Source organism: Amycolatopsis viridis, assembly GCF_011758765.1.
GTDB classification, from domain to species: Bacteria; Actinomycetota; Actinomycetes; order Mycobacteriales; family Pseudonocardiaceae; genus Amycolatopsis_E; species Amycolatopsis_E viridis.
In genome coordinates, this window is sequence record NZ_JAANOU010000001.1 from 5,298,880 (window position 1) to 5,317,113 (window position 18,234).

Genomic DNA, 18,234 nt, shown 5'->3' on the forward strand with positions numbered 1-18,234 from the left:
TCACCCTGCGATCCGGACCGTCACCGAGGTCCCCCAGAGGGCGAACCCGATGAAGAAGTTGATGATGGCGACCGTGACGATGCTCAGCCGCACCGCGCGGCCCACCGCCACACCCACGCCGGCCGGGCCGCCCGAGGCGCGGTACCCGAAGTAGCAGTGGGTCAGGATGATCACGACGCTGAATATCAGCACCTTGACGAACGAGTAGAAGACGTCCTGCGGTGGCAGGAACAGGTTGAAGTAGTGGTCGTAGGTCCCGGCCGACTGCCCGTAGATGTAGACGACCACCAGCCGCGACGCCAGGTACGACGACAGCAGCCCGATCACGTACAGCGGGATGACCGCGACGAACCCGGCGATGATCCGCGTGGTCACCAGGTAGGGCAGGCTCGGCACGCCCATCACCTCGAGCGCGTCGATCTCCTCGGAGATCCGCATCGCGCCCAGCTGGGCGGTGAACCCGGCACCGACGGTCGCCGACAGCGCGAGCCCCGCGACCAGCGGCGCGATCTCCCGGGTGTTGAAGAAGGCGGTGAGGAACCCGGTGAACGCCGAGGTGCCGATCGAGTTCAGGGCCGAGTAGCCCTGCAGGCCGACCAGCACACCGGTGAACAGGGTCAGGCCGATCATCACGCCGACCGTGCCGCCGATGACCGCCAGCGAACCGGAGCCGAAGCTCACCTCCGCCAGCAGCCGCAGCACCTCCTTGGTGTAGCGGCGGATCGTGCGTGGTGTCCACGCCAACGCCCGGATGTAGAACGACATCTGGTCGCCCAGGGTGTCCAGGAACTCCAGCGGACGGTGGACGATCCGCTTCGCCGTCTGACCGATGCTCGCCATGATCAGCTCAGCTTTCCGGGGACGATCTGCAGGTAGATGAGCGTGATCACGAAGTTCACGACGAACAGCATGAGGAACGTGATGACGACGGACTGGTTCACCGCGTCACCCACGCCCTTCGGGCCGCCGGCGGGGTTCAGCCCGCGGTAGGCGGCGACCACGGCGGCGATGAAGCCGAAGATCAGTGCCTTGATCTCGCCGACCCACAGGTCGGGCAGCTGCGCCAGCGCTGAGAAGCTCGCCAGGTAGGCACCCGGAGTGCCGCCCTGGAGCACGACGTTGAAGAAGTAGCCGCCGAGCACGCCGATGACGCTGACCATGCCGTTGAGCAGCAGCGCGACGAGCATCGAGGCGAGCACGCGCGGCACGATCAGCCGCTGCACCGCGGAGACGCCGAGCACCTCCATCGCGTCGATCTCCTCGCGGATCGTGCGCGCGCCGATGTCCGCGCAGATCGCGCTGCCGCCGGCGCCCGCGACGAGCAGCGCCGTCACCAGCGGCGCAGCCTGCTGCACGGTGGCGAGCACGCTGCCGGCGCCGGTGTAGGACTGCGCGCCGAGCTGGCGCGCGAGCGAACCGAACTGCAGCGAGATGACCGCGCCGAACGGGATCGCGACCAAGGCCGTCGGCAGGATCGTGACGCTCGCGATGAACCACGACTGCTGGATGAACTCCCGCACCTGGAACGGCCGCTGGAAGAACCCGCGGATGATGTCCAGCCCGAGGGCGAACAGCTTCCCGGTTTCACGCAGCATCCCGAGCCCGGGAACCTTGGCCGAGTTGGCCGTCGAGCTCATGCCTCACCGGCCCCCGGGCCGCGCGACCCGTCGGTGCTCTCGGATCTGCCGGGCCACGCCGACTGCGGCAGGCGGGCGATGTCGTCCTCCGGCAGCTGCCCCTGGTGGTGCGCCGGCATCGGCTGGGTGACCGCCGCCGCGTGCCGGCTGCCGGTGGGCACCGCGCGGCGCGGGCTGACGCCGTAGTGGCGCTGCTCTTCGGGCGTGAGGGACTCGATGATGCCCTCCTGCGCGGCGGGCGGCAGCGTGTGCAGGATCTTCATGACCCGGTCCTTGCGGCGGATCGCGCCCTGCCGGGTCGGCACGCCCGGGGTGGGCTGCATCTGGGCCGGGATACCGGTGACGTCCTCGACGCCGCCGGCGTGGTGACCGGCCTCGAACATGGCGCGCTCGGCGGCCATCTGGGCGGTGTCCTTCTCCTCGGACATGCCGATCGGCCCGTCCATGCGGCCGTTGAGGAACTGCTTGACGACCGGCTCCTCGCTGGTCAGCAGCACCTCGCGGGGCCCGAACATGACCAGCTCCTTGCGGAACAGCATCCCCAGGTTGTCCGGCACCGTGCGGGCCAGGTTGATGTTGTGCGTGACGATCAGGAACGTCGCGTCGATCTGGGCGTTGACGTCGATGAACAGCTGGGAGATGTAGGTGGTGCGGACCGGGTCCAGGCCGGAGTCCGGCTCGTCGACCAGGATGATCTCCGGATCCAGGACGAGCGCGCGGGCCAGCCCGGCGCGCTTGCGCATACCGCCGGAGATCTCGCCCGGCAGCTTCTTCTCGGCACCGGCCAGACCGGTCATCTCGAGCTTTTCCAGCACGATCCGGCGGATCTCGGTCTCGGATTTCCTGGTGTGCTCGCGCAGCGGGAAGGCGACGTTGTCGTAGAGGTTCATCGAACCGAACAGCGCGCCGTCCTGGAACAGCACCCCGAAAAGTTTTCGCGTCTCGTAGAGCTTGTGCTCGCTGCACCGCACGATGTCGACGCCGTTGATGACGCACTTGCCCCGGTCGGGCTTGAGCAGCCCGATCATGGACTTGAGGAACACCGACTTGCCGGTGCCCGACGGGCCCAGCATCACCGACACCTCGCCCGGGGGCAGCGTCAGGGTCACGTCCCGCCAAATGGTCTGTCGCCCGAAGGACTTTGTCAGACCTTCGATGACCACCTCGGCACCCATCGAACCTCCCGCAGCTCCGACGCCGTGGATCAACACCCTGGCACACGCCTGCCCGGCGTCAACAGGGTGCAACGAGTCAAGTCCCGAGCAGGTTACTCACCGGTTTTTCAAGCCACAATCCAGGTGAACGGAAAAAGCGAACCATCCGCTCGGGATGGTCCGCTTTTTCGAGATGCGAAATGCGTGACTACTTGACGCTGACCTTGGCGCCGGCAGCCTCGAGCTTCTCCTTGGCCGCGTTGGCGGCGTCCTTGTCGACCTTCTCCAGGAGCGGCTTCGGGGCGCCCTCGACGAGCTCCTTGGCCTCCTTCAGGCCCAGACCGGAGACGACCTCGCGGACGACCTTGATGACCTGGATCTTCTTGTCGCCGGCACCCTCGAGGATGACGTCGAACTCGTCCTTCTCCTCCTCGGCCGGGGCGCCCGCGGCACCCGCACCCGGGGCGGCCGCGACGGCGGCGACGGGGGCGGCAGCGGTGACGTCGAAGGTCTCCTCGAACTTCTTCACGAAGTCCGAGAGCTCCAGCAGGGTCAGCTCCTTGAACGCGTCGAGCAGTTCGTCGGTGCTCAGCTTCGCCATGATGGCGTTCCTTTCCTAGCGGGTGGTACGGGGTGGGTGGGTACTTCAGCTCTCGGCGGGTGCCTCGTCGCCCTGCTGCTTGTCGGCCAGGGCCTGCGCGAGGCGGGCGACCTGGGACGCCGGGGCCTGGAACAGCGCCGCGGCCTGGGACAGCTTGGCCTTGAACGCGCCGGCCGCCTTAGCGAGGAGAACCTCGCGGCTGTCGAGGTCGGCGATCTGGTTGACCTCGTCGACGGACAGCGGGCGGCCGTCCATGTAGCCACCCTTGATGACCAGGGCGGCGTTGTCCTTGGCGAAGTTCTTCAGGGCCTTGGCGGCGTCGACCGGCTCACCCTGCACGAAGGCGATCGCGGTCGGGCCGACGAAGAGGTCCTGAAGACCCTCGATGCCGGCCTCTTCCGCGGCCCGCTGCACGAGGGTGTTCTTCGCGACCCGGTACTTGGCACTGGTGCCGAGAGCGCGGCGCAGCTGGGACAGCTGGGACACGGAGAGGCCGTTGTACTGCGTGACGACGGTGGCCGAGCTGTTGCGGAAGTGGTCCGCGATCTCGGCGACGGCCGCCACCTTGTCCGGCTTCGCCATGGGTCGCCTCCTCTCTTTGGCTGGGTCGACCGCCTGTGAGGAGTCCCTGGGAAGAAGAAAACGCCCACGCGCAGCAAGCACGGGGCGTCATGGGCACACCAGTGGTGCGCCTGCCTCGTTCCTCCTGCGCGGGCCGCCCCTCTTCGTTCGGGGCACTTCGCTTCACGCCTGAGCGGCGCGAAGAACCAGCGGTCTTCGGTAGAACCGTCGTCCATCGTACCTGCCGGTTTCGGCAGCGTGCCGGTACCCCCGCTTTTCGCGGTCCGTGCTGACCCGGGCACGCGGGGGCAGGCATCATGGGCGCGTGGTGGAGCAGCGACCAGCCCGACGACCCGACGAGCCCTCCCCCGACGACGGCGACCAGCCGGCTCCAGCCGATGGGGGGCCGGCGGCGACCGGCGGCGGACCGAACCCCGGCGGCCAACCGGGCGCGAGCGGCTCAGCGGTGGATCCCGCTCAGCCGCAGCTGGATCCGGAACAGCTTCGCCAGTTCCAGCAGTTCCAGCAGTTCCAGGACTTCCTCCGCTACACCGAGGCCCAGCGTCAGGTCGGCAGCCGGCCTGCCGCTGGGCAGGACGCGCCGATCCAGAGCGCCCCCGGGTACGGCCCGCAGCCGGGCGGTGACACCCCGGGCCAACTCGGCCCAGCTCAGCCCGGCCACCTGACGCCATGGCAACCCGGCACCGCTCAGCCCAGCCACCTGGCGCCGACCCAGAGCGGCCACCTGACGCCGGCTCACCACGGCGGCCCCCCAGCCCCACCACCACCGCACGGTCAGCTCCAGCCGGCCCCGCTCCCCCAGCCGGGACCGAAGATCAAAGCCCCCCGATGGGCGAAGCGCCTCGCCGGCAAACTGCTGTCCGCCCTGTTGTTCCTGCTGGTCCTGATCATCGCCGGCAAGCTGGCCTACGACCACTTCTTCCCCAGCGACGACCCCGACCTCCCCGCCTCCCAAACCGGGGGCGGCACCTACCACACGAACAAGATCTTCTCGACGTCACCCTACGAATCGGTCCGGATGGTCTACGCGCAGATCGCGCAGAACCGGCCGGACCTCGCCTGCGGTTCGTTCGACATCCCCGTACAGCAGAAGTTCGCGGAAGACCTCGGCTACCCCGACTGCCGTCACGCAGTTTTGGCGGTGAAGGCACAAGTCACTGACGTCAACGGCTATGCCGAGTCGATTCCAAGCTCGGTCTCGGAGCCGCCGGCGAGTGACACCGTAACGATCGATTCCTGCCGTTTCGTGGTGCGCGGCGGACCGGCGCTGGGAGTGTTCACGGCACAGCGCGTGGAGAAGGGCCAGTGGCTCATCACTGCGCACCAGCCAGGCCCCCGCACCTGTCCACTTCCGAGTACCCCGGCCAGCCCGACCACGTCGAGCAGCCGGTAGAACGGCAGAAGGGCCCCGGCGCGGTCAGCGCCGGGGCCCTTCTCAACGGTCAGCTCAGACGGTCGCGTCCTCGGCGAGGAGGTTGCGCGTCCGGGACGGGTCGACCGGGATGCCGCGCCCCATGGTGGTCGAGACGACGACCTTCTTGAGGTAGCGGCCCTTCGCGGCGGACGGCTTCGCCCGGAGGATCTCGTCCAGGGCGGCCGCGTAGTTCTCCACCAGCTTCTCGGCGTCGAACGAGGCCTTGCCGATCACCAGGTGCAGGTTGGCCTGCTTGTCGACCCGGAAGTCGATCTTGCCGCCCTTGATCTCGGTGACCGCCTTCGCCACGTCGGGCGTCACGGTGCCGCTCTTCGGGTTCGGCATCAGGCCACGCGGGCCCAGGATGCGGGCGATGCGCCCGACCTTCGCCATCTGGTCCGGCGTCGCGACAGCGGCGTCGAAGTCGAGCCAGCCACCCTGGATTCGCTCGATCAGGTCGTCGCTGCCGACGGCGTCCGCACCGGCGGCCTCGGCCTGCGCGGCCTTGTCGCCGACCGCGAACGCGATGACGCGGACAGTCTTACCGGTACCGTGCGGCAGGTTCACGGTGCCGCGGACCATCTGGTCGGCCTTGCGGGGGTCGACGCCGAGCCGCATCGCGACCTCGACCGTCTCGTCCATCTTGGACTTGGAGAGCTCCTTCGCCAGCTTGACGGCCTCCAGCGGCCCGTACAGCCGCGTGCGGTCGACCTGGTCAGCGGTCTGGCGGTAAGCCTTGCTGCGCTTTGCCATGTCTGTCCTTAACTAGAGAGTGGATCAGTTGTGGTGACGAGCCAGCGCCTGGCTCTCCCACGCCCGGAGACCGGGACTTACTCGACCGTGATGCCCATCGACCGGGCGGTGCCGGCGATCATGCTTGTGATCGGCACTGTGCGGCCTGCTCGATGTCGTTGGCGTTCACGGCCTGCTACCTACTCGACCGTGATACCCATCGACCGGGCGGTGCCGGCGATGATCTTGGCTGCCTGGTCGATGTCGTTGGCGTTGAGGTCCGACTTCTTGGTCTCGGCGATCTCCCGCACCTGGTCCCAGGTCACCTTCGCGACCTTGGTCTTGTGCGGCTCCGCCGAGCCCTTGTCGATGCCCGCGGCCTTCAGCAGCAGCCTCGCGGCCGGCGGCGTCTTCAGCTTGAAGTCGAACGACCGGTCTTCGTACACGGAGATCTCGACGGGCACCACGTTGCCGCGCTGCGACTCGGTCGCGGCGTTGTAGGCCTTGCAGAACTCCATGATGTTGACGCCGTGCTGACCCAGCGCGGGGCCGACCGGCGGAGCCGGGTTCGCGGCACCCGCCTGAATCTGCAGCTTGATGATCGCTGCAAGCTTCTTCTTCTTGGGTGGCATTCCTAGTTCCTATTCAGTACCGAGTACCCCGCGCACCTGCCTGCGCGCGAGGGCCAACGATCCAGTGTACTGGGTCGTCAGATCTTGGAGACCTGGTTGAACGACAGCTCGACCGGCGTCTCGCGGCCGAAGATCGACACCAGGACCTTCAACTTCTGCGCGTCCGCGTTGACCTCGCTGATCGTCGCGGGCAACGTCTCGAACGGGCCGTCCATGACGGTGACCGACTCGCCGACCTCGAAGTCGACCTCGACCGCGGGCGCGCCCAGAGCGGCCGCGTCCGACGCGGCTTCACCCTTGGCCTTCGCCGGGGCGGGCTTCTCGACCTCGGGGGCGAGGAACTTCACCACTTCTTCGACGGTCAGCGGCGAGGGCTTCGAGGTCGCACCCACGAAACCGGTGACACCGGGCGTGTTGCGGACCGCGCTCCAGGAGGCGTCGTTGAGCTCCATCCGGACCAGGATGTAACCCGGCAGCACCTTCTCCTGGACGATCTTGCGCTGACCGTTCTTGATCTGGGTGACCTCTTTGGTGGGCACCTCGATCTGGAAGATGTAGTCCTCGACGTCCAGCGTCTGGGTGCGGGTCTCGAGGTTGTTCTTGACCTTGTTCTCGTACCCGGCGTAGGAGTGCACGACGTACCAGTCGCCCGGCAGCGAGCGCAGCTCCTTGCGGAGCTTCTCGACCGGGTCCAGGTCGTCGTCCTCGGCCGGAGCGGCCTCGGCGGCGGACTCGTCCTCACCGGCGGCCTCGGCCGGCTCGGCGTCGAGTTCGGCGACCGCGCCGTCGGCGTCCTGGTCGGACCGCGCGACGTCAGACTGGGCGGCCTCGTCCTCGGCCACGGTGGCCGCCTCGACCGGCTCGTCGTACTCGTCGCCGGCTGCGACGCCGTTCTCGGAGGTCACGTTCCGTCCTCTCGTTTGATCGCTTGTCGTGTCGGTGCCGGCCCCGCAGACGCGCTCAGCCGAACAGCCAGAACACGCCCTTGCGGAACACGAAGTCCAGCAACGAGACCAGCGCGACCATGAAGGCCACGAAGACCAGCACCACGGTGGTGTAGGTGATCATCTGCTTGCGCGTCGGCCAGATGACCTTGCGCAGCTCGGCCCACACCTCGCGGATGAACCGCACCAGCCTGGCGAACAGGGACGGCTTCTTCTCCGTGCGGGTCCGCTTCGGGGTCGCCCGGCCCTTCTTGGCCTCGCCGGCCTTGGCCGCGCCGTCGGCGGGCGCGGCGGCGCTGACCGAGGCCTTGCCCGACGGGCGCGCCTTCTCGCCGTCCTTGGCGGCCTTGCCGGCAGGGCGCGCGGAGGCACGGCGTTCGCGCCGCGCCGCGGCCGTGACCGGACGCGCAGCCCGCTTGGGCTCCTGCTCCTGGCCCTTGCCGCCGGCGTCGTTGTCGCTCACGACCACTCCTCCGCTAAGGCACCTACATCGACGCAGGGGTGACAGGACTTGAACCTGCAACCTGCGGTTTTGGAGACCGCTGCTCTGCCAATTGAGCTACACCCCTTCGAGCAATCCAGCCGCTCGCTGGACGCCCTTGACCCTCCCCGCATGCGCTGCGGGGTCAGGCGCCGGACGTTCCAAGTTCGGAAGTCTACGGCAAGCCCCGGACAGCCCCGCAACCGAGGGGCGCGGAACGGGCTCCCGCATGCTTCTCGACACACGCGACGTGCGAACATGAAGGCCATGAGCGCACCAGCAACCGTCACTGCCAGCTCCCGCATCTCCGCCCGCATCGCCGGCATCACGCCGTCGGCCACCCTCGCCGTGGACGCGAAGGCGAAGGAGCTGAAGGCGCAGGGCCGGCCGGTGATCGGCTTCGGTGCGGGGCAGCCGGACTTCCCCACCCCCGACTACGTCGTCGAGGCGGCCGCGAAGGCCGTCCACGACCGGTCCAACCACGGTTACACCGCGGCCGGCGGCCTGCCGGAGCTCAAGGAGGCCATCGCGGCGAAGACCCTGCGTGACTCCGGCTTCGCGATCGAGCCGAGCCAGGTCCTGGTCACCAACGGTGGCAAGCAGGCCGTCTATTCCGCGTTCGCGACGCTGTGCGACCCCGGCGACGAGGTTCTGCTGCTCGCGCCGTACTGGACGACCTACCCGGAGTCGATCAAGCTCGCGGGCGGGGTGCCGGTGCAGGTCACGGCCGACGAGTCGACCGGCTACCGGGTCACCGTCGAGCAGCTCGAGGCGGCGCGCACCGACCGCACGAAGGTGCTGCTGTTCAACTCGCCGTCCAACCCGACCGGCGCGGTCTACACCCGGGAGCAGATCGAGGCCATCGGCAAGTGGGCCTACGAGCACGGCATCTGGGTGATCACCGACGAGATCTACGAGCACCTGGTCTACGACGGTGCCGAGAACCACTCGATGCCGGTCGTGGTGCCCGAGCTGGCCGACCAGACGCTGATCCTCAACGGGGTCGCCAAGACCTACTCGATGACCGGCTGGCGGGTCGGCTGGATCGCCGGCCCGAAGGACGTGATCAAGGCGGCGACGAGCTACCAGTCGCACCTGTGCGGCAACGTCTCGAACGTCGCGCAGCGGGCCGCGCTGGCCGCCGTCGCGGGACCGCTGGACGTGGTCGCCGAGATGCGCGCCGCGTTCGACGCGCGCCGCAAGAAGATCGTCTCGCTGCTGTCCGCCATCCCCGGCGTGACCTGCCCGACGCCGGAGGGCGCGTTCTACGCGTACCCGTCGTTCAAGGACCTCCTGGGCAAGGAGATCCGCGGTGAGAAGCCGTCCGACACGCTGGAGCTGGCCGACCTGATCTTGCGGGAGGCGGACGTGGCCGCGGTGCCCGGCGAGGCGTTCGGGACCCCGGGCTACTTCCGGTTCTCCTACGCGCTGGCCGAGTCCGACCTCGTCGAGGGCGTGCAGCGGCTCGGTGCCCTGCTGTCCGAGGTCAACTAACCCGATCCGGGTGTTCGAAGCGCCACTTCCACTCCGCGGAAGTGGCGCTTCGGCGTTTTCGGGGTAGCCCCGGTGCGTGGGGAAGACCAAGGTGCTGATCGGGGTAGTGGTGGTGGCCGCGCTGGTGGGTGCGGCCACCGCCGGTGTCATCTACTGGCGCGGCGACCGCGGCGAGTCGGCCGCGCCGCCCAAGCCGGCCGGCTCGGAGATCGGCCCGGGCACGGGCCGGTACGTCGCGCTCGGTGACTCGTACACATCGGCGCCGCGGACCGGTGCGCCCGCGGGGGACCCACCTGGGTGCGCGCGATCGGACAACAATTACCCGCACCTGGTCGCGGCGGAGCTGCGACCGGCGTCGTTCGCCGACGTGAGCTGCGGTGGGGCGACGACCCAGCAGCTCACCGAGCCGCAGACCACGCCGAACGGCACCAACCCGCCGCAGCTGGATGTGGTTACCCCGGACACGACACTGGTCACGCTCGGCATCGGCGGTAACGACGTGGGGCTGGTTGGCCTGGCGCGGGAATGCCTGAGCACGAACCGCGCGGTGTCGCTGTGCCGGCCGCGGCTGACGGCCGGTGGGCGGGACCTGCTGGCGGAGCGGATCGCGGAGACGGCACCGAAGATCAGGGACGCGCTCACCCAGATCCACCAGCGTGCGCCCCGGGCGCAGGTGATCGTCGTGGGCTACCCGACCGCACTGCCGGACGGCACCGGATGCTGGCCGTTCCTCCCGATCGGACCGGACGACGTGGCGTACCTGCGGTCGTCGCTGGCGAAGCTGAACACGATGCTCGCCACCGAGGCGAAGGCCAACCAGGCCGGGTACGCGGACACGGCGACGCCGAGCAAGGGGAAGGACATGTGCGCCAAGGCGAAGGTCAAGTGGGTCGAAGACGTGGTGCCCTCCTCACCGGCGATGGAGCTGCATCCCAATGCCGTCGGCGAGCGCGGGATGGCGGACGTGGTGCTGCGGCTGGTGGAATGACCCCTCGGCGAGCCGTCCGGCGTCAGCGGACGACGGCCTGCGCCTTCCCCAGCACGGTTTTCCCCTCGAACTTCGCCGTGATGTCCACGCGCGCCGTGCCGTCCTCGCGGATCTCCGCGACCTTGCCGGTGAACTCGACGTCCGCACCGTCGGGTGAGACCACCACGGGACGGGTGAACCGCACGCTGTACTCGACCAGCTTCCCCGGGTCGCCCAGCCACTCGGTGACCAGCCGGCCGCCGAGGGCCATGGTCAGCATGCCGTGCGCGATCACGTCCGGGAGGCCGACCTCCTTGGCGAACCGCTCGTTCCAGTGAATCGGGTTGAAGTCGAGCGACGCGCCCGCGTAGCGGACCAGCTGGTCGCGCGTGACGTGCACCGTCAGCGGGGGCAGTTCGGTGCCCTTCTCGTACGCCATCAGGCTCCCTCTCCCCGCACCACGAGCTGCGCCCGCGTCGTGCACACCAGTTGACCGTCGGCGTCGACGACCTCGCCGCGCACGGTCAGGAAGTCGTTGCCGGCGCGGGCCATGATGTCCTCGACCGTCGTCGTGATGCGCAGCTGGTCGCCCGCGTGCACCGGACGCGTGTAGCGGAAGCTCTGGTCGCCGTGCACCATCCGGCTGTAGTCCAGGCCCAGCTCCGGGTCCTCGGCGATGGCGTTGATCGCGTCGAGGTTGATCACCGTGAGGAAGGTGGGCGGCGCGATCACGTCCGGGTAGCCGGCGGCGCGGGCCGCCTCCGGGTCCGTGTAGAGCGGGCTGGCGTCACCGATCGCCGCGGCGAATTCGCGGATCTTCTCGCGGCCGACTTCGTACGTGGCGTCCGGCGGATACGTCCGCCCGACGAACGAGGGGTCCAAAGGCACCCGAGCAGCCTACCTAGCGGGCGAGCGCGCACAGCGCCTGTCCGGTGGCTTGGTCAAGCGGGTGGCACAGCTCGATCGCGAGCTCGGACAGCGTGACGTCCGCGGGGGCTCCGAACGTCGCCATCGTGCTGAACAACGCGAGCTCGCCGTGCGAGGTCCGGATCCGCAGCGGCACCTCGATCGGGCTCCGGAGGGTCACCGGTTCCTCCGCATCCCCCTCGGGTGGGGCTCGCCGTCGCCGGTGACCTGCACCTCGCGGCGGCGAGGCGGAGCCCTGCGTTGCCCCGCACGGTTCTCCGAACCGACGGCTGGGGCACCGCCGTCTTCGGTGTCCTCATGCTGACCGGCGGGGCGTGGCTGGCGAAACCGCTCGGTCTGCCGTCGTCGTGGTTCGCGCCGATCGGCGTCGTGATGGTCGCGGGTGGCGCGGCGCTCGGCTCCCTCGCGGAACGACCCGTGATCCGGGCGTGGGTGACCGCCTTCGCGGTGCTGGAGCACCGCGGCTCGCGCCGGGAACGCACGAAGGCCGCTCCGGCGATCCGGAACGGCCTTCGTGAAAACTGAGGGATGCTGGCGTCAGCGGGTTTCCTTGTGGACCCGGTGCGTACCGCAGTTCGGGCAGAACTTCTTCATCTCCAGGCGATCCGGGTCGTTGCGCCGGTTCTTCTTGGTGATGTAGTTGCGGTGCTTGCAGACCTCGCACGCCAGCGTGATCTTCGGTCGCACGTCGGTGGCAGCCACAGCAAAGCCTTTCTCTACACAACGAACCCCCCACAGACGACTGTAACCTCATCAGCCGCCCCGCGTGGGGGTCCAGGGGGCTCGCCCCCTGGCGGGGGCCCGGGGGTCCGGCCCCCGAGGAAATGGCGAAGCGGATCAGGCTCACGCAGTCCGTGAGCATAGTCCGCTCATCCGCGTAGCGGTGGCCGGACTTGAACCGGCGACACAGCGATTATGAGCCGCTTGCTCTACCGACTGAGCTACACCGCCTTGACCCGGCCGTCAGGCTCTCCCACCGGAGCGGAAGCGTCCTGCTGACCACCGAGCCCCAATACGGAATCGAACCGTAGACCTTCTCCTTACCATGGAGACGCTCTGCCGACTGAGCTATTGGGGCGAGTCCAACGCCTGAACGTTGAAGCCTCGAAAAGATTACATGGCCCGGTCGGAGGCTCCCGCAGGGGGGTCCCCTTTCACGTGAGCAGGGTCAGGACGGTCTCCATCTTCCGTCCCACTGACCGGGCCGTCCGGGCCTGCAGCCAGGCTTCCAGCCGGTCCTCGGCCAGTGGGCGGGAGATGAGGTAGCCCTGGGCCACGTCACACCCCATCGCCTCCAGCTGGTCCCGCGCGACGTCCTCCTCGACGCCCTCCGCGACCACCGCGAGGCCCAGCGAGTGACCCAGCTCGACGATCGAGCGCACGACCGCCAGGTCGCCCAGATCCGTGCCCATGCCGAGGACGAAGCTCTTGTCGATCTTGACCTCGTCCACCGGCAGCTGCCGCAGGTACGCCAGCGACGAATAGCCGGTGCCGAAGTCGTCGACCGCGAGCACGATGCCGAGGCCGTGCAGCTCACGCAGGATCGGCAGCGCCTTCTGCGGATCGGCCATGACACCGGACTCGGTCAGCTCGAACGTGAGCAGCTCCGGCGGCACGTCGAACCTGCGCAGCGCCTGCACGACCTTGGCCGGGAACTCCTCGTCGGCCAGGTTGCGCACGGACAGGTTGACCGCCACCGAGATCCGCAGCCCCTCGTCCATCCATTTGCGCACCCGGATCAGCGACTGCTCCAAGACGAAACCGGTCAGCACGCCGACCAGCCCGGCCGCCTCGACGGCGGGCACGAACTCGTCCGGGTCGAGCCGGCCGAACTCGGGGTGCTGCCAGCGCACCAGCGCCTCCACGCCGAGGACCTGCTTGCTCGGCAGCGACACCTTCGGCTGGTAGTGGACGCTGACCTGACCCTCCTCGATGGCCTGCCGGAACTGGGTGACCATCTGGAACCGGCGCAGGAAGATCTGTCCCATGCTGGGCACGTACCCGCGGACCTCCTCGCCGCCGCGGGTGGCGCGGACGGCGACGTCGGCCCGCTGGAGCAGGGCGTCCACGTCGCCAGGATCGACGGTGTCGTCGTCCGCGATGGCCGCGTAGCCGACCATCGCGTTCGCCTCGACGGTGAGCCGGTCGACCGGGTAGGGCACGGACAGCTGGGCGCGCAGCCGGCCGGCCGCGTCGTGCACGGCCTGCCCGCGCACGCCGGTGAGCAGCGCGGCGAAGGACGCGCCCTCCAGCCGGGCCAGCGGCACGTCCGGGCCGAGGGCGCCCCGCAGGCGGCGTCCGGCGGCCATCACCATGCGGTCGGCCCAGGCGTAGCCGAGGGCGTCGCTGACCGCGGAGAACACGTCCAGGTCGATGCGCAGCACCGCGGCGTCGGCGGAGCCGGCGTGCTCGGCCAGCGGTTCGCGGGCGACCTGCCGGAAACCGGGCCGGTTGAGCAGCCCGGTGAGCGGGTCGTGGTAGGCGTCGTGGCGCAGGGTGGCGAGCAGGCGGCGGTTGTCCAGCGCGGTCGCCAGGTGGCTGGCCATGGTGCCGAGCAGCTGGATGTCGTACTTGCCGAAGCCCCGCCAGCGGGACAGGCGGTCGTGCGCCTCGACCACGCCGAGCAGCTGGTTCGCGGTGCGCAGGGGCACCACCAGCGCTTCCTGCGCACCGCGGGCGATCAGCCCGCCGGCGATGTCGCCGTTCGCCTCGGTGACGCGGAAGTGCCGCACGTGCGACCCGGGCAACCGCAGCATCGGGTCGTCGGCGGGTGGCTCAACCGAGGGCATCGGCTCCCCCGCGACGACGGTCCGCATGTCCGCGGTCGGTTCGAGCCGCAACCGCAGCACCACGCGGCCGGCGGAGAGCTGGTCCTTGATGCGTTCGGCGATGGTCTGCCACTCGCTGACGTTGACGCCCGCCGCTAGGTCGTCGGCGCCGCTGGCCGGGCGGGCGGCGGCCTGCTGGCCGGACCGGGCGACCATCAGGCTCACGTCGGAGAGCGCTTCCATGTCCCGCTGCTCGCGAAGCAGGTCGGAGTAGGCCCAGTAGAGCGCGGACAGCCCCGCGAACACGGCGAGCACCAGCGGCCAGGCGTTGGCGGTGCCTTCGATCACCAGGTAGCCGCTCAGGCCGACCGAGGCGTTGACGAACCCGACGACCAGGATGCGGCCGGTGAGCCGCAGCGCCGTACCGATCCGCATGCGGCGGCGCAGCACCCGGACGGCGGCCAGCGCCAGCAGGGTGCTGGTCAGCGGCGCGGTCAGGGTGCCGGCGAGCGCCGCCGGCCAGCTCATCCCGGTGGTGCCCGCGATCAGCTGGACCAGGCCGGCCACGGCGAACGCGCTGGTGATCTCCAGCAGGAACGCGCCGGCGTTGTAGAGCACGCGCCCGGAGACCCGGCGGACCACGAGCGTGCTGATGCCCGCCACCAGGTGCGCGGCGAGCACGACCTCGAACGGCGCCACGAAGAAGCCGATGACCAGCGGGATCTCGGTGAAGGAAATGGTCCAGGAGATGCCCGACCGGACGTCGACGTTGATGCCCAGTTGCTCGGCGAGCAGGAAGGACAGGGCCAGCACCGGACCGATCCACCACAGTTCTGCCGAGCCGTGGAACGGCAGCCACAGTGCGACGGCCGCCGCGGCGAGCACACCGACGGAGAAGACGGTCAACGTGTAAATCCGGAAGCGGCGCTCGTCCGCCCGCGCCTCGGCACCACCAGAATTGGCGGCTGCCGCCGGGATGGGGCCGTCCGGCCTGCCATCGGAGTCCGGCATGCAACCTCCTTCCACCCACTCGCCCCAGTGCGCCCGCCGGTACCCATCGCACCCGGGACCGGGATCCCGGTGCGAATGAGGGGATCACTGTACCCCGGAGGGCTTACTCGAGCCTCTTTCCGGCCACGATGAGATCAGCTCATGGTTAACAGCGTGCCAACGGCGGTGACCAGCGGAGACTTCCGGGTGACGGCAGCATTTCGCCGGTCGCTCCGGGTAGCCACCGGGCCGCTCTATTCGCCCTCATGATGACGGTGCGTAATTGCCCGAGCCGCATCGAGAAAACGTTCGCGCAATGCGACGAGACTCTCACCCATCGGAACCAGGACGGCCACCACCGCCCCGGTTTATTCCCGATTGCCGTCCGCTGCAAGCGAACTACCTGCGGAAACAAACCAGCCCCCGAAAAAGTTGAGCTAGTCAGACTCAACCAGGTAGGGAGCAAACGATGACCGAAACCAGGCTCCTCCCCGTGCTGCCCCTCGACGGCGACGTGGTGCTGCCCGGCATGATCGTCCCGCTCGAGCTGGACGGCGACTCCGGCGCCGAGACCCGCGCGGCGGTCGACTCCGCACAGGCGAAGACACCGGGCACATCGTCGTTCCCGGGCATCCGCTCGCTCCCGGCCGCGCAGGCCGAGGTCCTGATCGTCCCGCGGGTCGACGGGGAGTACGCCGAGCTGGGCGCCGTCGCGACCATCGAGCGCGTCGGCCGCGTCCCCGGCGGCAAGGCCGCCGTCCTGCTGCGCGCCACGCGGCGTGCCCAGGTCGGCGAGACCGGCGACGGCCCCGGTGCCGCGCGCTGGGTGTACGCCGAGCCGGTGACCGAGCTCGCCGGCGAGCGCGCCCACGCACTGGCGGCCGAGTACAAGACCGTCGTGATCTCGATCCTCCAGCAACGCGGCGGCTGGCAGATGATCGACGCCGTGCAGCAGCTCGAGGACCCGTCGGCGATCGCCGACCTCGCCGGGAACTCGCCGTTCCTGAGCACCGGGCAGAAGCTGGAGCTGCTGAGCACGCTGGACGTCGCGGCGCGGCTGGCGAAAGCACTGGAGTGGAGCCGGGAGTACCTGGCCGAGCTCGAGGTCACCGACACCATCCGCAAGGACGTCGCCGAAGGCATGGAGAAGCAGCAGAAGGAGTTCCTGCTGCGCCGTCAGCTGGAAGCGATCCGCAAGGAACTGGGCGAGCTGGACGGCACCGCCGACTCCGACGACTACCGCGCCCGCGTGGAGAAGGCCGACCTGCCGGAGCACGTCCGCACGGCCGCGCTCGCCGAGGTGGACAAGCTGGAGCGCACCTCCGACGCCTCGCCGGAAGGCGGCTGGATCCGCACCTGGCTCGACACGGTGCTCGAACTGCCGTGGCAGACCCGCACCGCCGACGTGCACGACATCGCGGCGGCACGGGCCGTGCTCGACGCCGACCACGCCGGCCTGGACGATGTGAAGGAACGCATCATCGAATACCTGGCCGTGCGGGCCCGCCGCGCGGACGCGGGCAAGGGCCAGGTCGGCGGACGCCACTCCGGCGCGGTGCTGGCGCTGGTCGGCCCGCCGGGTGTGGGCAAGACCTCGCTCGGCGAATCGGTCGCGAAGGCGATGGGGCGCAGGTTCGTCCGCGTCGCGCTCGGCGGTGTCCGGGACGAGGCGGAGATCCGCGGTCACCGGCGCACCTACGTCGGCGCCCTGCCCGGCCGCATCGTCCGGGCGATCAAGGAGGCCGGCTCGATGAACCCGGTGGTCCTGCTCGACGAGGTGGACAAGGTGGGCGCCGACTACCGCGGCGACCCGACCGCGGCGCTGCTGGAGGTGCTCGACCCCGAGCAGAACCACACGTTCCGCGACCACTACCTCGAGGTCGAGCTGGACCTGTCCGACGTGGTGTTCCTCGCCACCGCCAACGCCCTGGAGACCATCCCCGGCCCGCTGCTGGACCGGATGGAACTGGTCACGCTGGACGGCTACACCGAGCACGAGAAGGTCGTCATCGGCCGCGACCACCTGCTGCCGCGGGAGCTGGAGCGGGCCGGGCTGGGCCGCGACGACGTGCGGTTCACCGACGCGGCACTGGGCCGGATCGCCGCCGAGTACACCCGCGAAGCCGGCGTGCGTGACGCGAACCGGACGATCGCGAAGGTACTGCGCAAGATCGCCACCCGCGTCGCGCTCGACGAGGCGGCGCTGCCGGTGACGGTCGACGCGACGGACCTGGAGAGCTACCTCGGCCGCCCGCGGCACCTGCCGGAGTCGGCGCTGCCCGCGTCGACCCAGCGGACCGCGATCCCCGGCGTCGCCACCGGCCTGGCCGTGACCGGTGCAGGCGGTGACGTCCTCTACATCGAGGCGTCGCTGGCCGATCCCGAATCGGGCAGCTCCGGGCTCACCCTCACCGGTCAGCTGGGTGAGGTGATGAAGGAGTCGGTGCAGATCGCGCTGTCCTACCTGCGCTCGCACGGCGCCGAGCTGGAACTGCCGGTCGCCGATCTGAAGGACCGGGGCGTGCACGTCCACGTCCCGGCGGGCGCGGTGCCCAAGGACGGCCCGTCCGCCGGCATCACGATGACCACCGCGCTGGCGTCGCTGCTGTCCGGCCGGGTAGTGCGGGCCGACGTGGCGATGACCGGTGAGGTGTCGCTGACCGGCCGCGTGCTGCCGATCGGCGGGGTCAAGCAGAAGCTGCTCGCCGCCCACCGGGCCGGGATGAAGACGGTGATCATCCCGCAGCGCAACGAGCCGGACCTGGACGACGTCCCCGCGGACGTGCTGGCCCAGCTCGACGTGCACCCGGTGTCCAACGTCCGCGAGGTGCTCGACCTGGCGCTGGCGCCGGCCACCACCCCGGTGGCCCAGGCCGCCTGACGCCCTGCGAAGGGGCCGCCCTCCATCCCC

At 69.6% G+C, this 18,234-nt stretch carries 20 protein-coding genes, 3 tRNA genes and 1 pseudogene; 5 read left to right on the top strand and 19 right to left on the bottom strand.

The window, feature by feature from the left end; translation table 11 throughout:
• From FHX46_RS26205 to FHX46_RS28670, 6 genes are all read right to left on the bottom strand, one after another.
• Window positions 1-840, bottom strand: coding sequence for an MlaE family ABC transporter permease (locus FHX46_RS26205; RefSeq protein WP_167120198.1), 840 nt, complete (start codon window positions 838-840; stop codon window positions 1-3).
• 2 nt (window positions 841-842) lie between these two features.
• On the bottom strand, window positions 843-1,637 hold the full coding sequence (locus FHX46_RS26210; RefSeq protein ID WP_167120202.1) for an MlaE family ABC transporter permease: 795 nt from the start codon (window positions 1,635-1,637) through the stop codon (window positions 843-845).
• Window positions 1,634-2,812: an ABC transporter ATP-binding protein gene (locus FHX46_RS26215; RefSeq protein ID WP_167120206.1), complete on the bottom strand. Its 1,179-nt coding sequence runs from the start codon at window positions 2,810-2,812 to the stop codon at window positions 1,634-1,636. Before FHX46_RS26215 ends, FHX46_RS26210 begins: the two co-directional genes overlap by 4 nt.
• 187 nt (window positions 2,813-2,999) lie before the next feature.
• The gene (rplL, locus tag FHX46_RS26220; protein ID WP_167100567.1) at window positions 3,000-3,392 is read right to left on the bottom strand and encodes a 50S ribosomal protein L7/L12; all 393 of its coding nucleotides are present in this window, start codon (window positions 3,390-3,392) and stop codon (window positions 3,000-3,002) included.
• Between the two features lie 45 nt (window positions 3,393-3,437).
• Window positions 3,438-3,974, bottom strand: a complete 537-nt coding sequence (gene rplJ / locus FHX46_RS26225; protein ID WP_094003879.1) for a 50S ribosomal protein L10 — start codon at window positions 3,972-3,974, stop codon at window positions 3,438-3,440.
• Between the two features lie 439 nt (window positions 3,975-4,413).
• The gene (locus FHX46_RS28670) at window positions 4,414-4,650 is read right to left on the bottom strand and encodes a hypothetical protein (RefSeq protein WP_243871341.1); all 237 of its coding nucleotides are present in this window, start codon (window positions 4,648-4,650) and stop codon (window positions 4,414-4,416) included.
• A 192-nt stretch (window positions 4,651-4,842) separates the two neighbouring features.
• On the opposite strand from FHX46_RS28670, the gene FHX46_RS28675 reads away from it, so the two are divergent.
• Entirely contained in the window at window positions 4,843-5,367 is a 525-nt protein-coding gene (locus tag FHX46_RS28675) for a hypothetical protein (RefSeq protein ID WP_243871342.1), read from the top strand.
• Between the two features lie 54 nt (window positions 5,368-5,421).
• Here the strand turns inward: FHX46_RS28675 and rplA are convergent, their stop codons facing one another.
• From rplA to FHX46_RS26255, 6 genes and pseudogenes are all read right to left on the bottom strand, one after another.
• Window positions 5,422-6,141 (bottom strand): 50S ribosomal protein L1, encoded by a 720-nt coding sequence (gene rplA, locus FHX46_RS26235; RefSeq protein WP_167120209.1) that lies wholly within the window; start codon window positions 6,139-6,141, stop codon window positions 5,422-5,424.
• Between the two features lie 77 nt (window positions 6,142-6,218).
• Window positions 6,219-6,281 (bottom strand): annotated as a pseudogene (locus tag FHX46_RS29170) (hypothetical protein); the annotation flags it as partial.
• Between the two features lie 39 nt (window positions 6,282-6,320).
• A complete protein-coding gene (gene rplK / locus FHX46_RS26240; RefSeq protein ID WP_167100578.1) occupies window positions 6,321-6,752 on the bottom strand; it encodes a 50S ribosomal protein L11 in 432 nt (143 codons plus the stop codon).
• A gap of 77 nt (window positions 6,753-6,829) precedes the next feature.
• Window positions 6,830-7,657, bottom strand: coding sequence for a transcription termination/antitermination protein NusG (nusG, locus tag FHX46_RS26245; protein WP_167120212.1), 828 nt, complete (start codon window positions 7,655-7,657; stop codon window positions 6,830-6,832).
• A gap of 55 nt (window positions 7,658-7,712) precedes the next feature.
• Complete coding sequence (gene secE, locus FHX46_RS26250) at window positions 7,713-8,165, bottom strand: preprotein translocase subunit SecE (RefSeq protein ID WP_167120215.1); 453 nt, start codon at window positions 8,163-8,165, stop codon at window positions 7,713-7,715.
• A gap of 27 nt (window positions 8,166-8,192) precedes the next feature.
• Window positions 8,193-8,265: transfer RNA gene (locus tag FHX46_RS26255), tRNA-Trp, on the bottom strand.
• A gap of 179 nt (window positions 8,266-8,444) precedes the next feature.
• Here FHX46_RS26255 and FHX46_RS26260 point away from each other — a divergent pair.
• The gene (locus FHX46_RS26260) at window positions 8,445-9,671 is read left to right on the top strand and encodes a pyridoxal phosphate-dependent aminotransferase (RefSeq protein WP_167120218.1); all 1,227 of its coding nucleotides are present in this window, start codon (window positions 8,445-8,447) and stop codon (window positions 9,669-9,671) included.
• Window positions 9,672-9,747: 76 nt separating this feature from the next.
• Window positions 9,748-10,659 carry an SGNH/GDSL hydrolase family protein gene (locus FHX46_RS26265; RefSeq protein WP_167120221.1) on the top strand — a complete coding sequence of 304 codons (912 nt, stop codon included), beginning with the start codon at window positions 9,748-9,750 and terminating at the stop codon, window positions 10,657-10,659.
• Window positions 10,660-10,681: 22 nt separating this feature from the next.
• Here FHX46_RS26265 and FHX46_RS26270 read toward each other — a convergent pair whose 3' ends face one another.
• From FHX46_RS26270 to FHX46_RS26280, 3 genes are read right to left on the bottom strand one after another with little or no spacing between them, the layout of a single operon-like run.
• Window positions 10,682-11,077 carry a MaoC family dehydratase gene (locus tag FHX46_RS26270; RefSeq protein ID WP_167120224.1) on the bottom strand — a complete coding sequence of 132 codons (396 nt, stop codon included), beginning with the start codon at window positions 11,075-11,077 and terminating at the stop codon, window positions 10,682-10,684.
• Window positions 11,077-11,526: a MaoC family dehydratase N-terminal domain-containing protein gene (locus FHX46_RS26275; RefSeq protein WP_167120227.1), complete on the bottom strand. Its 450-nt coding sequence runs from the start codon at window positions 11,524-11,526 to the stop codon at window positions 11,077-11,079. Before FHX46_RS26275 ends, FHX46_RS26270 begins: the two co-directional genes overlap by 1 nt.
• 13 nt (window positions 11,527-11,539) lie before the next feature.
• Window positions 11,540-11,725 (bottom strand): hypothetical protein, encoded by a 186-nt coding sequence (locus FHX46_RS26280; protein ID WP_243871343.1) that lies wholly within the window; start codon window positions 11,723-11,725, stop codon window positions 11,540-11,542.
• Between the two features lie 80 nt (window positions 11,726-11,805).
• Between FHX46_RS26280 and FHX46_RS26285 the strand changes: the two genes are divergently transcribed.
• Entirely contained in the window at window positions 11,806-12,090 is a 285-nt protein-coding gene (locus tag FHX46_RS26285) for a hypothetical protein (RefSeq protein ID WP_167120230.1), read from the top strand.
• Between the two features lie 12 nt (window positions 12,091-12,102).
• On the opposite strand, the gene rpmG is transcribed toward FHX46_RS26285, so the two are convergent.
• The 4 genes from rpmG to FHX46_RS26305 form a co-directional block, all read right to left on the bottom strand.
• Entirely contained in the window at window positions 12,103-12,267 is a 165-nt protein-coding gene (gene rpmG, locus FHX46_RS26290; protein ID WP_005453176.1) for a 50S ribosomal protein L33, read from the bottom strand.
• A 176-nt stretch (window positions 12,268-12,443) separates the two neighbouring features.
• Window positions 12,444-12,516, bottom strand: a tRNA-Met gene (locus FHX46_RS26295).
• Between the two features lie 54 nt (window positions 12,517-12,570).
• Window positions 12,571-12,643 (bottom strand) — tRNA-Thr (locus FHX46_RS26300).
• A 76-nt stretch (window positions 12,644-12,719) separates the two neighbouring features.
• The gene (locus tag FHX46_RS26305; protein ID WP_167120233.1) at window positions 12,720-15,344 is read right to left on the bottom strand and encodes a putative bifunctional diguanylate cyclase/phosphodiesterase; all 2,625 of its coding nucleotides are present in this window, start codon (window positions 15,342-15,344) and stop codon (window positions 12,720-12,722) included.
• A 448-nt stretch (window positions 15,345-15,792) separates the two neighbouring features.
• Here FHX46_RS26305 and lon point away from each other — a divergent pair, with 448 nt between their 5' ends.
• Window positions 15,793-18,204: an endopeptidase La gene (gene lon / locus FHX46_RS26310; RefSeq protein WP_167120236.1), complete on the top strand. Its 2,412-nt coding sequence runs from the start codon at window positions 15,793-15,795 to the stop codon at window positions 18,202-18,204.
• The last annotated feature ends 30 nt before the right edge of the window (window positions 18,205-18,234 follow it).